The following is a 14,789-nucleotide window of genomic DNA, read 5'->3' on the forward strand; positions in this document are numbered from 1 at the left end:
GGAGGGATGAGATATGGACGAAAAAGAATTGCAGGCTTTTTCCCAGCTGTTGGACAGCAAGCTTTCTCCCTTCCACCGCAAATTGGATCAGCTGGATATCCGTCTTTCCAATCTGGAAAGGCAGCTGAACACCCTGTCTGGGACAACCGGGGAGATTCATCAGGATACCAGCCGGATGAAGGAGCAGCTGGACATTCTCTACGGTTGGGTGGATGAAATGGAGCTGCGTATCAAAGCACTGGAACAGCTGACATGAGAATTTCAAAAGCTTTCCACCATACAGCGATTTTTAACTTTTTCCTTTGCGATAACTTCATCCTCTCACTGGTTTGATATCTCTGCCTTTTCTGATTGACGCACTCTTTTGCGATGCCCTCCATGATGAGGGGGCCGCAGATGAGTGTTTCTTTTTACACATTTTTTACAATCTTTTGGTCACTGTTAGCTTTTTCTTATATGATTCTGATAATTTTCTGTATTTCCTGACTTTTGAAGCAAAATTGCTCTTGCCTTTTTGGGCATAAAGGAGCAAAATAGGACTATTCGTTTTGCCGTATTCCATTGGGAGAAGCGGCTTTTTTCTTTTTGTGCCCCGATTTGTCGGCGCTTTGACAAAGGAGAGGATCATTCCGTCATGTTGTTCAGCAGAAAAGATCTGGTACGATTAATTTTGCCTTTGATGGTAGAGCAGCTTCTGGCCATCACCATTGGCCTGGCTGATACCGTCATGGTCTCCACCTGTGGTGAAGCAGCTATTTCCGGTATTTCACAGGTAGATTCCATCAACGTTCTTCTGATTAACATCTTTTCCGCTTTAGCCACCGGCGGAGCTATTATTTCCGCTCAATATCTGGGCCGCAATGAAGACGATAACGCCAGCGTCGCTGCCAAGCAGCTCGTCTATACCACCGGCTTTTGCGCTGTAGTGGTGGCAATCCTCTGCATCATCGGCAACCGCTTCATTCTCTCCCTTCTTTTCGGTCAGGTAGAACCGGAGGTCATGAGCAATTCTGAAATCTACTTTTTCTGGTCGGCTCTGTCTTATCCTTTTCTGGCCCTGTATAACTGCGGCGCCGCCCTTTTCCGCTCCATGGGCAACTCCAAAATCTCCATGTTTGCGTCCTTGATCATGAACATCATCAATATCTCCGGCAACGCTCTGCTGATCTACGGCGCTGGTCTGGGAGTTGCGGGCGCTGCCATTGCCTCCCTTGCCTCCAGAATTTTCGGCGCGATCGTGATGCTTCGCCTCCTGCACCACCAGGAAAACCGCATTTATATCCACGATATGCGTCATCCCCATTTGAATCCTCAAATGATCCGCAACATTTTGGGCCTGGGTATCCCCAATGGTATGGAAAACGGCATGTTCCAGATCGGCAAAATCCTGGTCCAGGGGCTGATTGCCAGCTTCGGTACCGTCTCCATTGCCGCCAACGCTGTAGCCAACAGTGTCTCCACTATTCCTCAGATCAGCGGTGGTGCTATCGGTCTGGCAATGATCACTGTGGTGGGACAATGTGTGGGGGCCGGAGATTATAAGCAGGCCAAGCAGTATATTTTAAAGCTGGTGGGACTTACCTATATTTCCATGGGCCTGCTGCATGTTTTCATTCTTATTACCGCCCCTTTCATCGTTTCCGTTTTCGGCAACCTTCAGGCGGAAACCGCGGATCTGGCCGTCCTTCTCATACGCAGCTGCAGCCTTTTCGCCATCCCCTTCTGGCCCGCCTCCTTCACCCTGCCCAATGGTCTGAGAGCTGCCAGCGATGTAAAATTCACCATGACAGTTTCCATTTTCAGTATGTGGGTATTCCGCATCTGCTTCAGCTTCCTGCTGGCCCGCTATATGGGACTGGGAGTATTGGGCGTCTGGCTGGCAATGTACATTGACTGGATCTTCCGGCTCATCTGTTTCATTATCCGTTTTGTTCGCGGAAAATGGCAGCACCAGCAGGTTGCGGCGGCATAAGCTTTCCCGCCATTAAGGCTTGCGCTCACTGGCACCAGTCATTATAATGAATAGTATCATGCACAGGGGGAGGACCATCTATGGATACACAAGCCGTTACAAAGGAAATGATGGGAACTTTTCCTTTACTGTTCAAGCTGGTTTTTCAGCCCTGCGGCTGCGATACGCCTCTGCCCACTACTCAAATGCAGGCGCTGCTGCTGCTCAGCCTTCAGGGGCCGATGAATATGACCCAGCTGGCCTCCAGACTGATGATCTCCAAACAGCAGCTGACCAAAATAGCGGAGGCTTTGGTGGAAAAGGAGCTGATTGAGCGTGTGGGGCACACTGCCAATCGCCGTGTTATTTTTCTTTCTCTGACAGCTCAGGGGCATCACTTCTTACAGCATCAGCTGGATCAAAAAGCCGCTTCCCTCTCGGCCTTTCTGGCTCTGTTGTCTGAAGAGGAGCAAAAGACCATTTTGGAGGCTTTTCAAATCCTTCAGTCCACCCTGAAGCGGATGAATACAACCACAGAATTTTAAAATTCCGCCTGTCGCCGCGCAAACAGATATCACAAAGCGCCTCGTTTTATCCGGATTTTCCATCCTATAACCCGGATAAAGCGAGGCGCTCGTATTTTATGTCTCAATGTTCAGGATCTGCGGTATACAGTGAGAATAAACTCTCCATCGGTGGTCAGGTGTTCCACTGTTTCCAGACGTTCCCTTCCTTCTTTGGGTGTGCGCCAGAAATAAGGAGTCATTTGAAACAGCGCTTTGATCTGCTGCCGGCCTTCCAATTCCATTGTTTGCCGGATAGTAAGCCGTTGTGTCTGCACAAAACCCGGTACCGCAATAGGCTCGATATCGTTGCGGTAGGGCTGGGGATAAAGAATCTGCTTCATCTCAAAAAGATGTTCCGCACCAGGGGTCACCGTCACAAGATATCCCCCCGGGCGAACCACCCGGGCAAACTCTTCTGCCGCCAGCGGCGCAAAAATATTCAGCACCAGGTCCGCTGACGCTGTTTCCAACGGCATATCAAAGATGGAAGCTACCGCCCAGGTAATACTCTTGTCCTTTTTTCCGGCGCTGCGCAAAGCGAATTTAGAGATATCAAAGCCAAATATTCCCCCCGGACTTTGCTGTTCCCGCAGCGCTTGGGATACACCACAGGTATAATACCCTTCTCCACAGCCTGCATCCACCACAACAGGCACACGCCGGTCCTGCATCAAACGCACACAGAGCTGTGCCGCTTCCCTTCGCAAAAAGCCGTATGCGCCGCTTCCCAAAAACTGTTCCCGGGCCGCCACCATCTCTTTGGAATCCCCAGGTACCGCCGTATGCTTTTTGGAGGAAAGAAGAAGGTTGACATACCCCTGTGCCGCCAGATCAAAGGAGTGGTTCTTCCCGCACCGGTATTCCTTTTCTCCCCGAATCAGCGGCTCTGAGCAAACCGGGCATTTCATTGTTGTCATTCCATTGCCTCCCAGACGTCAAAGAGGACCGAAGCAAAGTCCTCCGGTCCTCCGATTTTTTATTGTTTCTCAGCCCTCAGGCAGCTGCTCCGCACCGGCTGCAACCACATCTTTGGGATCTGAGCTCATCAGTTCCTTAAGAGATACCGCCAAACCTGCCACAGACTGAATCTCGCTGGGAATGATAATCTTGGTAGCCTTGCCATCCGCCACCTTCACCAGGCTCTCAAATGCCTTGAGGGCAAGGACACGGTCGGAGGGACTGGCTTCGTTGAGCATCCGGATGGAATCCGCCAGCGCTTTCTGAACCAGCATGATGGACTCCGCTTCGCCCTGGCCTTCCCGGATCTTCTGCTCCTTGACAGCATCCGCATGAAGGATGGCAGCCTGTTTTTCCGCCTCGGCGTTGAGGATCTGGGATTCCTTGTTGCCTTCCGCCACCAGGATCTGGCTGCGCTTTTCGCCTTCTGCCCGGAGGATGGATTCCCGGCGCTCCCGCTCCGCTTTCATCTGCTTCTCCATGGCATCCTGGATCTCTCTGGGCGGGATAATGTTTTTCAGCTCCACCCGGTTAACCTTGATGCCCCACTTATCGGTAGCCTGATCCAAAGAGGAGGTGATGCGGGTGTTGATCACATCACGGGAAGTGAGGGTATGATCCAGCTCCATCTCACCGATGATATTACGCAGGGTGGTGGCGCTCAGGCTCTCAATAGCCAGGATGGGACGCTCTACGCCATAGGTATACAGCTTCGCGTCAGTTACCTGATAAAACACGATGGTATCGATCTGAATGGTGACATTATCCTTGGTAATCACAGGCTGAGGAGGAAAGTCCATCACCTGCTCCTTCAGGGAAATCCGTTTTGCGACTTTGTCAATGATGGGAACCTTGAAGTGGATACCTGTCTCCCAGGTGCCGTAATAAGCACCCAGACGCTCCACCACATAAACAGAAGCCTGGGGAACAATCCGTACATTGAAAGCCAAGATCAAAATTACCAACAGCAGCAGAATCGCGAAAAAGTAGATCATTGTACAGCCTCCTCTTGTTTCCTCATTTTATTTTGGGGGACACCACCAGTTTTACACCTTCGATGCGCTCCACCATTACTGTTTGACCCACGGGGATCTGTTCTCCCGCGGCGCTGCGGGCCGTCCAGTCCAGGCCATTGGCCCGTACCCGTCCCGTTTCCTCCAGGTTATCAATGGCCTCCAGCACCGTACCTGTCTGGCCAATGACACTGTCCGCGTTTGTGGCCACTCTTTTGACCCGGACCGAATCCCTTGCTGTACGGCCAACCACCGCCAGCAATACACCGGAAACCACCACAAACACCACCAGCTGCACCGCGCTGCCCGCGCCAAATATGGCCGCAATGGCGGCTGCCAGTGCTCCGGCGGCAAACCAGATGCTCACCAGCTGGGTGGTAGCGGCTTCCACCACCACCAGCGCAACCATTGCCACCAGCCAAAGCAGCGGAACCTGATATTGCGTGAGAAATGCGATCAGACCATCCATATCCTTCCTCCTTTCCCATTACCGGAAGCTATACTGTTTTGATCTCCGTTTCAGTGTATCCCAAAATTTTTACCCCTGAAAAAGCATCCGGTGAACAAAAGGTGAATTTCCGCCGTCTCAGTGGCTGCCCATCTCCTCCAGCAGCTGCTGCTTGACATCCCACAGCTTTTGGGACAGATCCACATAATACCGGTGAGGATACTCAAAGCGCTTGCTTTCATCCCATAGGGTGTCCAGCTGAGCGGCGCAGAAGCTGCGGATCTCTTCCACCGTGGGGGACTGATAGCACAGCTTGCCATGATCAAAAATCTGATGCAGCAGCTTTTCCGCCCGGAAATCGTAAACCTGCTTCCGTTTCCATACCGCGTTGGGGTCGAAGATGGTCAAATCCTGTGTATCGTCCACTTCCTCCCCTCTGAGGGTGATATAATCTGCCAGCGCTTTGCCATTCTCGCGGCTGTACAAGCGATAAACTTCCTTGAAGCCAGGTGTGGTGATTTTTTCCACCGATTCGCTGATCTTGATTTTGGGATGATAATTTCCCTGAGCATCCTGAACCGCCGCCAGCTTGTATACACCGCCGAAAACAGGCTCCGATTTACTGGTGATAAGATTTTCTCCCACACCAAATAGATCCAGCTTGGCGCCCTGGAGCAGCAGATCCCGTACAATATACTCATCCAGGGAGTTGGACGCCATGATCTTTACATCAGGATATCCCGCGTCATCCAACATTTTTCTGGCCTTCTTGGAGAGATAGGCCAGGTCGCCGCTGTCGATCCGTACCGCCTTGGGACGGAAGCCGGCAGGAACCACCACTTCATTAAAGACCCTGATTGCATTGGGAATACCGGATGTAACAACATTATAGGTATCCACCAGCAGCGTGCAATTATCGGGATAGGTTTTTGCATAGGCCTTGAATGCCTCATACTCATTGTCAAACACCTGCACCCAACTGTGGGCCATGGTGCCGGAAGCAGGAATGCCAAAATCCCGGTCCACGATGGAACAGGCCGTACCGGCACACCCGGCAATATAAGCTGCCCTGGCGCCAAGGATAGCGGCGTCGTAGCTTTGTGCCCGGCGGGAACCGAACTCCACTACGCCCCGTCCCTCCGCCGCCCGGACGATGCGGTTGGCTTTGGTTGCCACCAACGTCTGATAGTTGATGGTCAGCAGCAGCATAGTCTCCACCATCTGCGTCTGAATAAGAGGACCCCGTACGGTGACGATAGGCTCATAAGGAAACACCGGGGTACCTTCCCGAATGCTCCATACATCACACTCAAAATGGAAATTGCGCAGATAATCCAGGAATTTCTCGCTGAACTGCTTTTTGGAACGGAAATATTCAATATCCTCCTCGGTAAAATGCAGGTCCTTCATATAAGAGATCAGCTGATCCAATCCCACAAAGACGGCAAAGCCGCCTCCGTCAGGAATCCGGCGGAAAAACATATCGAATACCACGATCTCATCCGCGATGCCGTTTTCCAGATATCCGTTGGCCATGGTAAATTCATAAAAATCCGCCAGCATGGTCAGATTACGCTGTTGCTCCAATGACATCAAAATTCCCCGCTTTCGGTGGGCCGCTGCCGCAGTCCTCTTTAATCAATTCATTCTGTGGATAATACCTATTTAAAAGAGAAACCTTTCTGCTCAGAAAATACCCAAAAACTTTTTGCGCTTGACACGAATGACAATATCCTGGGAAAATGTTGTGATTGCTTCCATAGACTGGTCATCATATACCGTCAATGTGGCCGTTACATCATAAAATCCTTCCTCGAGTGTTACCGACAAACGATCTTTCTGGATGCTTTGGCCCGGTTTGAGCATCGCTGAAGTATAAATCAGCTCTCCTGTATCCGTCAGCCGATACTGCAGCTGCATGGGGTACATATTGCCCGGGGTATTCTCCACCATAATGTCCCCTTCTCCCCCCGGTTGGTCAAAGGTGACGCCGCTGTTGAGAAGGTAATTGAACGCATCGGCATTGGTGTTGATCTCCTGATCTTCATATCCCGGCAGCCGGCCATCCACCACAGCCTCTTCGTTGCCTCCGGGATAGCCTCCCGTGGGAGCGTCAATACCGCTGTTTCCCTGTTGGCTGGAAGAACTCTCCTGCTGGGAGGAATCCTCATCTGAATCACCTTCCGGCAGGGAATCATTTTCCTGGCTTTCCTCTCCGGACGTCTCCTCTTCTTCCCCTGAGGATGAAACCTCATCTTCCTTTTCCTCTTGCGCCGATATAGAGGATTCTCCAGCAGGCCCCACAGGCAAACTGTCCTCCGGAGTGAGCGCCGACAGGGCCGCGGCAAGGCCAACAGATACCGCGATGATCAAAATAGAAATGATCGTCAGTTGAATCCCGCCTTTGTTCACATTCAACCTCCTCATCCCCGCAATGCCGGAAAAACCGGTGTGCTGGATAATATAACGACGGGCAGCACTGAAATATTTACTCCCCGCCGTAAAATCTTATTTCATATCCTGCTCCGGCAAAAGTGCCTAAAAATCCTCCGGAGCCGCTTATCAGGATGAACCATATTATACACCATTTTGCCCCGCCTGACAATCTTTTGGCTGTTTTTCCCTGATGTAACCATCTTCTGCCGCCTTTGAAACCGAAAAAGAAGGAATGGTTTTGTCATAAAAGGGATAAAATGTTAGAAAGAAAAGAGAAAAAGCATTTTTTTGGTTTACACCATGTAGAAATCATATTATAATAAAATAAAATGTCTGACAACAAGTGTTGCCTGGCGTGGCCACCGCATAAGGTCCGCTGTTCTCGGAAAGCTTTTTTCCGCTTGTAATAAATGGAGATGTGTGATGAAAAAAGGAACCCTCTTCCGGCTGCTGGCCAGATTGGCCGCCTCTTTGATCGTGGCAGCCGCTTTACCTGTGACGGCTTTGGGATTGACCCCTGATCTGAATATCTATTCTGACGCCTATGTGGTGATGGATGCCGCATCCGGTCAGGTTTTGATCGAGAAAAACATGAACAAACAGAAAGCTCCCGCCAGCATCACCAAAATCATGACGCTGGCACTGGCGCTGGAGCGGTGCAATATGGATGACACCATCACTGTCAGTCAGGAAGCAGTCAATTCCATCGAGCCCGGCAGCACTCATATCGCTCTGGTCCCGGGGGAAGTCATCACTTTCAGGGATGCTGTCATGGGCACTCAGCTGATTTCCGCCAATGACGCGGCCAACGTGGTGGCGGAACACGCCGGCGGCAGTATCAGCGCCTTTGTTGATTTAATGAACGCCAAAGTGGCCGAGTTGGGACTGACAGGAACTCATTTTGTCAACCCCAACGGGCTGGATGCCGACGGACACTATGTTACCGCTTATGATATGGCAGCCATCACCCGATATGCCATTTCCGTTCCGGGCTTTCGGGAGGTATTCGGGGAAACGGAATACCAAATGCCCCCTACCAATATTAAATCCAGAGATTATGTTTTTTATGCCCAAAACGCCGTGATGTTTCCGGAAAACGCAGAATATTATGAAGGTATCGAGGGCAGCAAGCTGGGCTATACCTATAATGCCAACCATACCTTGGTAGCCCTTGCCAAGCAGGGAAACATGGAACTGATTGTGGTGGCCCTGGATTCCACCGGTAAGGATCAGAAATATGAGGATATGGCCACACTGCTGGACTATTGCTTTGCCCGTTACGAAACCATGACCCTGCGGGCGAAGGAACTGCAGACCATGGAGGTCCCCATTGCCAGTATCGAAAGGCCCACTGACATGGTAGAGGTGGCGGCGGATGAGGACTACACCTTCGTGGTGCCTCTGGGAACCGCCAAAAGCAGTCTGGAAATCCGATACAACATCCCGGATCTGTATAAAAGCGAAAGAACCGTAGACCCCTCCTTTTCTGTATATGGCTCCAATGGCGAATTGCTGTTCTCAGCACCCCTGTCCTATACCATCCAGCCGGTAGAACGCCCGGCGGAAGCAGCTCCCACCGAATCAGTACCAAAGGATGACCGTCTTCTGGCGCTGCTGATTTTGGCTATCAAATGTCTGTGTGTGCTTCTTGGCGTATTGGTGGTGCTTTTGCTGGTGGTACGCACTTGTATTATGATGAACTATCAGAAAAAGCAAAAGGAAATCCAGCGGAAAAAGCAGGAGGCGATTGCCCGCCGCAAAAAAGCCCTTCAGCGGCAGCAGGATGAGCTTCGCCGCAGAGAGATTTCCGATCTGGCGAAAGGACGGATCATCCATAACGATCCCCGAATTGAAACACCTCCCCCGGTTCCCGGCCTGCCTGATAACGTAACCATCATCCATCCCAACAGGCGGGTTCCTCAGCAAAATACAAGGAATCGTCAGCAAAGCGGCGGCCAGCGCCGTCCCCAGCCCCAAAACGGAAAGGTTTCTTCCGGACAGGGCAGCAGAGGCTGATGCTTGCCTCGATCTGTTCTCAGGCTCTCCCCTTCCGGGAGAGCCTGATTTTTGTGAAGCTGCCATCTATCAGCGGAAAATTTGCGAACCTGTCCGCGGCACTGCGTTTTCTGTTTCTTCACAGCCCTTGGGCAGGCTTGCGCCTGATGATAAATTGTGCTAGACTGAAACAGGATTTTGCAAACCAAGTGGAGGATTTTGTATGAAAATCATTCTTTGTGATGAAGAGATGCCTCAGGTGAGCATTTTTATCACCGCGGCAGTAGAAAAGGAAACAGGACTGGATATCGCTGTTCTGGAGCAGGAAAATGAAGATTTTCCCGGCAGCCTTGGGCGTGAATTCCACTATCATCTTCATGTGGAGCCCCAGTATCTGGATAAGCTGACGGAGGCGCTGATGGTTTCTTCCCGGCTGACCCGCCTGGAAGAGCTTCTGCTGGAGCGCTTCTCCGGAATCAATGGTCTTGCCCGCATTCAGGCTTTTTGTGAAGAGGCTCAAGTCCCTTTTTCCTGCGAAGCACCGGAGCTGTGAGATTCTCAAAAGCAGAATCTTCTTTTCATCCATTCAAAAAGGCCGGAGCTGCCACTTGGCAATTCCGGCCTTTTTGCTGCTTTATGCGCATTTATTCATCATTCAATACCATGGCGTGTTCGATAATCCGCCAGAAGCAGATCTACCATCCGCCCATAGCTGGCCACCCCGTCACTTTGACTGTTGGCTTTCAGGTACACATCGTTGACCTTGGTGGAGAACTCTCCAAAAGAACTTTTATGCGCCTGATAATATTCTGAATCCGCCTGCAGATCCAGCATCACCTGATCGGAGAGCGCAGCCATTACCTGCCGATAACTTTCGGTATCCACTCCATAAAGAGCATTGGTCGCGTGAATCAAAGCGGTCATGGTGCCGCTGTACTGAAAATCTTTACTGGCACTTTCCCTGCAGGCAAGATAAGCGATAAAATTTGCCTCATCCTCCCGCATGAAACCGACAATATGGCACAGCTCATGGCACATAGCATGAGGGATATCAATATCAGAGGTATGTATATTAACGTTAGCCTCCATTGTATAAGGGAAAAACACACCCACAATCTGCATATAGGACATAGCTTCTGAAAAAAAGACAGGCTTTGGCCGCACTCTCCCCGCCAGTGTCAACAGCTGCTCCCATTGTGGATTGGCATTTATCAATGCCTGATAGCTTTCCATCGCCTGTTCAGACATCTCCCAATGGCTTGCAGGGGCGTAGGTGTAAACTCCCCGCTGATCCTCCTGCAGACCGCTGCGCAGTTGGTTGGCTGTATCGGCCAGCTCCTGACACAGCGCTGTCAGCTGGGATACCGGAGATTCTTTGACCTCAAGACCACTATAGAAGGAAAATGGGTATCGGTAATAATTGAGCCCGCCGGACAAAGTAAAGAAAAACAGGACCAAGGCTGCCGCTCCTCCTGCCCGAAACAGCATCAGCAGCAATAAATAGCTTCTCTCACCTTTTTTATGTGCGATTATCCATATGGAACGGATCAGAAACGCCAGCGCTCCCACCGCCGCCAAAATTACAATCCACTCTGCCAGAGAAAAAGGAACCGGTGTTGTCAACGCAGCCAAAACGCCGGCCCATCTGGGATAGAACCACAGGCTGTAGTATTGTTCCACCCAGTCTGGATGACCTTTGGCCCACCAAACCAGTCCCAAAGCCAATGCCCCCAGCAACCAGCATATTGTAAAAAACAGCCGTTCTTTTCTCCCCAGTCTGGAGAAAAAAGTGATTTTGGTCCCCTTCAATCTGTGTATCCCCCTATAAAACGACAATTGTAATCCCATGATTGATTCGTGCGTAATCCTGGTCCCTGCACAAATAAGGATAACGGGCAATCGCCCATCGGCTACTTTCATCAAAGGGGGAAAAATCCTCACCGCAGATATAGCAGCGAATCTCCCCAGCCTCCGCGCGAAGGTTCAGCTCCCGACGGACCGCGCTGCGGATAGCGCCTCCCTTTCCGGTGGAACCGTAGCCATGAATCAATTTGATCACATCGGTTCTTCTGCTTTTGGCAGTCAACAATGTCTGCCGCAGCTGAATCATTGCCCGATCCACTGTGGGCATACCCGATTCCAAATTTACAACGATCATTTTTTCCACCCTTCTGCCAGCGGCTCAGCAGCAATTTTTTTCATTATAACTGCAATTGATGAACAAGTAAACAGAACCACTGATCATAAAATATGATTTTGTCAGCTATCATGATTTCATAGCGGAACTTGACCGAAAAAGTGTATTCTGTCAGCAAACACTTTGTATCATTTTGTTTTCTTCACAGGGATGTTTCCTGTCGCTGGTTTAACCTCAGGCACTAGTCTAATTGCCGATTTTTTTGTAGATAATTGTCTAATTTTACGATTTCATTGTATTCTTGAATAAATTTTGAACATTGAATTTACAAATGGTTCAAAATTGATTATGCATTTTGACCACTAAACACCAGTTTATAATAGGCAATGTGTATATATTGAAACAGATGATACAAAGTTTATCCTGCTACAGACAAAAGGGGCAATTTCTGTTATCTTATTCACAGGTGATTTTGTGCCGCAATCAATTAAAGGAGTGAAATCAAACATGGCAAAAGAAAATGCACCTGTCATGAAAGAAAAGAAGAAAAACCGCTTCCCGGATGTATACGCTCTGCTGTTCATCCTGTGTATCGCGGCAATGGTACTGACCTGGATCATTCCAGCCGGCGCCTTTGACCGTGTAGCTGAGGGAAGCATCAATCGCGTAGTGGCCGGCAGCTTCCACTACATCGATGGCGTTCCTCAAAACCCCTGGGATATGCTGCAATGTATCTATCAGGGCTTTATTAACAGCTCCTCCACCATCTTTATGATCTTCTTCTGCGGCGCTGCTATCGGTATGCTGGAGGAAAGCAAATCCCTTTCCACTGCTTTTACTGTTATGGCCAACAAGCTCCGCGGCAAGGAAGCCATCTCCATGGCCGTTATCATGTTCGGTCTTGGTCTTGGTAACTCCGCCGGCGTGTTCGGCAACCTGGGTATCGCTATCGTTCCCATCGGTATCTACCTTGCCCGTGCTATGAACGGCGATGACTTCCTGGGCTTCCTGATCATCTACTTCGGCCTGATGTCCGGTTTCTCCATCGGTTTTGCCAACCCTGGTATTCTGGGTGTTGCTCAGACCATTGCCGAGATTCCGATTTTCTCCGGTACTCTCCCCCGTCTGATTTGCTGTGTGGCTAACATCACCTTCCTGTACATCGTTACCGTTTTCTATTACAAGCGCATTCAGAAGGATCCCACCTGCAGCCTGAACTACGAGCCCGGTATGCAGCCCTATCAGTATATCGGTAATGCCCGCAGCGGCGGCAACGCTGAGGATCCCAGCAAGCTGAAGCTGAATAAGCGTCAGGCCATCGTTGTGGTCTTCTTCCTGGTTGCTGTTGTTGCCTGTGTTTCTCTGACCATCATCAACAGCTGGGGCACCAAGCAGATTTCCGCCTGGTTCCTGGGCACTGCTGTGATCGTCGGTATCCTCTCCGGCTTTGACATGAACGATATCGCCAAGAAGTTTATCAAGAACTGCGCTCCCATGGTTTCCGCTTCCTTCGTTGTCGGTATTGCCAGCTCTGTGGCGCTGATTCTCTCCAACGGTCAGGTTATGGATACTATCGTTAACGCTCTGAGCGCTCCTCTGGCCCAGATGGGTGCCGTTGCCGGTGCCGGCTTCATGGTAGTTATCAACGCTCTGATCAACATCCTCATTCCTTCCGGTTCCGGTCAGGCCGCTGTGGTTATGCCTCTGATGACCCCCATCGCGGACCTGGTTGGTATCACCCGTCAGGTAGCTGTTCAGGCCTTCCAGTTCGGCGATGGTCTGAGCAACCTGGCTACTCCCCTCAATGGACCTCTGATGGGATGCCTGGCCATTGCTGGCGTAAGCTTCCCCAAGTACTTCAAGTGGGCTATCAAGTTCATTCTTATTGAGATCGCTGTCTCCACTATCGTAACCATGGGCCTGCAGGCCGCTGGCTGGGTCGGCTATTGATCTCCCCTCTGTGGTTATAAACGCCCGGCCTCTTCTGCTCGAGGGGGCCGGCGTTTGTATTTTGCATGGGGACAATCCCCAAATATTTTTGATCATGAAAAGGAGATGTTTGTGATGATTGATGTTCGTGCGGCAGTAAAGGAGATCACTCCTGAAATCACTGCAATGCGCAACCATATCCATGAATATCCGGAGCTGAGCATGAAGGAGTACAACACCTGTGCTTACCTGGAAGAGTATGTGAAAAAGAACGTACAGTATGATCGCCTGAAAAGAGTGGGTGAAACCGGTCTCTTCTTTGAAATCAAAGGTACCAAGCCCGGTCCCGGTCATGTGATCGTTTTCCGCGGCGATATCGATGCGCTGCCCATTCAGGAAGATCCTTCCATGTCCCCCTGCAGCAAGGTTCCCGGAGTTATGCACGCCTGCGGTCATGACGTCCACGGCACCATCAATGTGGGCGCTGCCAAGATCCTCAGCCAGTGCAAAGATCAGTTCTCCGGCTCCATTTACTTCTTCATTCAGCCCGCTGAAGAGACTCTTTCCGGCGCTAAGCTGTTCCTCAATGATCCTGAGATTGATTTTGATAAGATCGACGCTGTTGCCGCTCTTCATTGCTCTGCGGAACTGGATGCCGGCACCGTTGGTATGCGTTATGGCGCTATTCTGGCCAGCGCTGACGAATTCAAAATCACCGTTAAGGGCAAAGGTGGCCACGGCGCTCACTGCCACACTGTGCGGGATCCCATCGTAGCCGCCAGTGCTATTGTCACCGGCCTCCAGCCCCTGGTTTCCAGAGAGACCAATCCTGCCAACTCTGTTGTTGTTTCTGTCTGCACCATCCATGGCGGAAATGCCCACAACATCGTGCCTGACACTGTGGAGCTGACCGGTACTGTCCGTACACTGAACGCTGCTGATCGTGACCGTGTGGAAGAAAGCCTCAAGCGTGTTGCCACCAGCGTTGCAGAAGCTTATCGGGTTACTGCAGAGGTGGATTATATGCGCGGTGTTCCTCCCTTTGTTTGCGAGGATGAGTGGGTTGACCGTGCGCTGAGAGCCAGCAAGAAGATGCTGGGCGCCGACAACGTCAAGATCATGCCTTATGCTGCTATGGGCGGCGAGGACTTTGCCTTTATTAAGGAAAAGAAACCCGGTATCTTCATCCGTCTGGGTTCCCGTACTCCTGGTGGTCCTTACGGTTCTGCTCACTCCTCCACCTTCTACAGCGATCCCCTGTGCATTCCCACCGGTATGCTGACCATCATTGGTCTGGCGGCTGATTATCTGGGCTTTGAGGTGTAAGCCGTTTCCAATCAACTGTTCAAATCTGTCC

The 14,789-nt window shown here is 50.8% G+C and carries 14 protein-coding genes; 7 read left to right on the top strand and 7 right to left on the bottom strand.

The window, feature by feature from the left end; genetic code table 11:
- Window positions 1–13: 13 nt before the first annotated feature.
- From BQ5383_RS17715 to BQ5383_RS17725, 3 genes are all read left to right on the top strand, one after another.
- Window positions 14–256, top strand: a complete 243-nt coding sequence (locus BQ5383_RS17715; RefSeq protein WP_071434257.1) for a hypothetical protein — start codon at window positions 14–16, stop codon at window positions 254–256.
- 381 nt (window positions 257–637) lie between these two features.
- Window positions 638–1,972: an MATE family efflux transporter gene (locus BQ5383_RS17720; RefSeq protein ID WP_207646837.1), complete on the top strand. Its 1,335-nt coding sequence runs from the start codon at window positions 638–640 to the stop codon at window positions 1,970–1,972.
- 80 nt (window positions 1,973–2,052) lie between these two features.
- Window positions 2,053–2,496 (top strand): MarR family winged helix-turn-helix transcriptional regulator, encoded by a 444-nt coding sequence (locus BQ5383_RS17725; protein ID WP_071434261.1) that lies wholly within the window; start codon window positions 2,053–2,055, stop codon window positions 2,494–2,496.
- A gap of 110 nt (window positions 2,497–2,606) precedes the next feature.
- On the opposite strand, the gene BQ5383_RS17730 is transcribed toward BQ5383_RS17725, so the two are convergent.
- The 5 genes from BQ5383_RS17730 to BQ5383_RS17750 all read right to left on the bottom strand — a co-directional run bounded on the left by BQ5383_RS17730 (window position 2,607) and on the right by BQ5383_RS17750 (window position 7,347).
- The gene (locus BQ5383_RS17730) at window positions 2,607–3,434 is read right to left on the bottom strand and encodes a putative RNA methyltransferase (RefSeq protein ID WP_071434262.1); all 828 of its coding nucleotides are present in this window, start codon (window positions 3,432–3,434) and stop codon (window positions 2,607–2,609) included.
- 69 nt (window positions 3,435–3,503) lie between these two features.
- Window positions 3,504–4,469 carry an SPFH domain-containing protein gene (locus BQ5383_RS17735; RefSeq protein WP_071434264.1) on the bottom strand — a complete coding sequence of 322 codons (966 nt, stop codon included), beginning with the start codon at window positions 4,467–4,469 and terminating at the stop codon, window positions 3,504–3,506.
- A 22-nt stretch (window positions 4,470–4,491) separates the two neighbouring features.
- On the bottom strand, window positions 4,492–4,956 hold the full coding sequence (locus tag BQ5383_RS17740) for an NfeD family protein (RefSeq protein WP_071434266.1): 465 nt from the start codon (window positions 4,954–4,956) through the stop codon (window positions 4,492–4,494).
- A 117-nt stretch (window positions 4,957–5,073) separates the two neighbouring features.
- On the bottom strand, window positions 5,074–6,528 hold the full coding sequence (locus tag BQ5383_RS17745) for a nicotinate phosphoribosyltransferase (protein WP_071434269.1): 1,455 nt from the start codon (window positions 6,526–6,528) through the stop codon (window positions 5,074–5,076).
- A gap of 93 nt (window positions 6,529–6,621) precedes the next feature.
- Window positions 6,622–7,347 carry a hypothetical protein gene (locus BQ5383_RS17750; protein WP_071434270.1) on the bottom strand — a complete coding sequence of 242 codons (726 nt, stop codon included), beginning with the start codon at window positions 7,345–7,347 and terminating at the stop codon, window positions 6,622–6,624.
- Window positions 7,348–7,794: 447 nt separating this feature from the next.
- On the opposite strand from BQ5383_RS17750, the gene BQ5383_RS17755 reads away from it, so the two are divergent.
- Both BQ5383_RS17755 and BQ5383_RS17765 read left to right on the top strand, forming a co-directional pair.
- Window positions 7,795–9,387: a D-alanyl-D-alanine carboxypeptidase family protein gene (locus BQ5383_RS17755; protein ID WP_071434272.1), complete on the top strand. Its 1,593-nt coding sequence runs from the start codon at window positions 7,795–7,797 to the stop codon at window positions 9,385–9,387.
- Between the two features lie 202 nt (window positions 9,388–9,589).
- The gene (locus BQ5383_RS17765) at window positions 9,590–9,919 is read left to right on the top strand and encodes a hypothetical protein (protein ID WP_071434276.1); all 330 of its coding nucleotides are present in this window, start codon (window positions 9,590–9,592) and stop codon (window positions 9,917–9,919) included.
- Window positions 9,920–10,017: 98 nt separating this feature from the next.
- On the opposite strand, the gene BQ5383_RS17770 is transcribed toward BQ5383_RS17765, so the two are convergent.
- Both BQ5383_RS17770 and BQ5383_RS20875 read right to left on the bottom strand, forming a co-directional pair.
- Window positions 10,018–11,175, bottom strand: coding sequence for a DUF3810 domain-containing protein (locus BQ5383_RS17770; RefSeq protein ID WP_172724659.1), 1,158 nt, complete (start codon window positions 11,173–11,175; stop codon window positions 10,018–10,020).
- A 13-nt stretch (window positions 11,176–11,188) separates the two neighbouring features.
- Window positions 11,189–11,524 (bottom strand): Smr/MutS family protein, encoded by a 336-nt coding sequence (locus tag BQ5383_RS20875; protein ID WP_071434278.1) that lies wholly within the window; start codon window positions 11,522–11,524, stop codon window positions 11,189–11,191.
- A 486-nt stretch (window positions 11,525–12,010) separates the two neighbouring features.
- On the opposite strand from BQ5383_RS20875, the gene BQ5383_RS17780 reads away from it, so the two are divergent.
- Both BQ5383_RS17780 and BQ5383_RS17785 read left to right on the top strand, forming a co-directional pair.
- Window positions 12,011–13,453: a YfcC family protein gene (locus BQ5383_RS17780; protein WP_083390052.1), complete on the top strand. Its 1,443-nt coding sequence runs from the start codon at window positions 12,011–12,013 to the stop codon at window positions 13,451–13,453.
- Window positions 13,454–13,567: 114 nt separating this feature from the next.
- Window positions 13,568–14,758, top strand: coding sequence for a M20 metallopeptidase family protein (locus BQ5383_RS17785; protein WP_071434280.1), 1,191 nt, complete (start codon window positions 13,568–13,570; stop codon window positions 14,756–14,758).
- The last annotated feature ends 31 nt before the right edge of the window (window positions 14,759–14,789 follow it).

This window comes from Angelakisella massiliensis, from assembly GCF_900104675.1.
In the GTDB taxonomy this organism is placed as follows: domain Bacteria; phylum Bacillota; class Clostridia; order Oscillospirales; family Ruminococcaceae; genus Angelakisella; species Angelakisella massiliensis.

Bases quoted from the DNA above. Each gene is read 5' to 3' on its own strand.
- BQ5383_RS17715 (WP_071434257.1), top strand. From the start codon at position 14: ATGGACGAAAAAGAATTGCAGGCTTTTTCCCAGCTGTTGGACAGCAAG.
- BQ5383_RS17725 (WP_071434261.1), top strand. From the start codon at position 2,053: ATGGATACACAAGCCGTTACAAAGGAAATGATGGGAACTTTTCCTTTA.
- BQ5383_RS17730 (WP_071434262.1), bottom strand. From the start codon at position 3,434: ATGACAACAATGAAATGCCCGGTTTGCTCAGAGCCGCTGATTCGGGGA.
- BQ5383_RS17735 (WP_071434264.1), bottom strand. From the start codon at position 4,469: ATGATCTACTTTTTCGCGATTCTGCTGCTGTTGGTAATTTTGATCTTG.
- BQ5383_RS17740 (WP_071434266.1), bottom strand. From the start codon at position 4,956: ATGGATGGTCTGATCGCATTTCTCACGCAATATCAGGTTCCGCTGCTT.
- BQ5383_RS17745 (WP_071434269.1), bottom strand. From the start codon at position 6,528: ATGTCATTGGAGCAACAGCGTAATCTGACCATGCTGGCGGATTTTTAT.
- BQ5383_RS17755 (WP_071434272.1), top strand. From the start codon at position 7,795: ATGAAAAAAGGAACCCTCTTCCGGCTGCTGGCCAGATTGGCCGCCTCT.
- BQ5383_RS17765 (WP_071434276.1), top strand. From the start codon at position 9,590: ATGAAAATCATTCTTTGTGATGAAGAGATGCCTCAGGTGAGCATTTTT.
- BQ5383_RS20875 (WP_071434278.1), bottom strand. From the start codon at position 11,524: ATGATCGTTGTAAATTTGGAATCGGGTATGCCCACAGTGGATCGGGCA.
- BQ5383_RS17780 (WP_083390052.1), top strand. From the start codon at position 12,011: ATGGCAAAAGAAAATGCACCTGTCATGAAAGAAAAGAAGAAAAACCGC.
- BQ5383_RS17785 (WP_071434280.1), top strand. From the start codon at position 13,568: ATGATTGATGTTCGTGCGGCAGTAAAGGAGATCACTCCTGAAATCACT.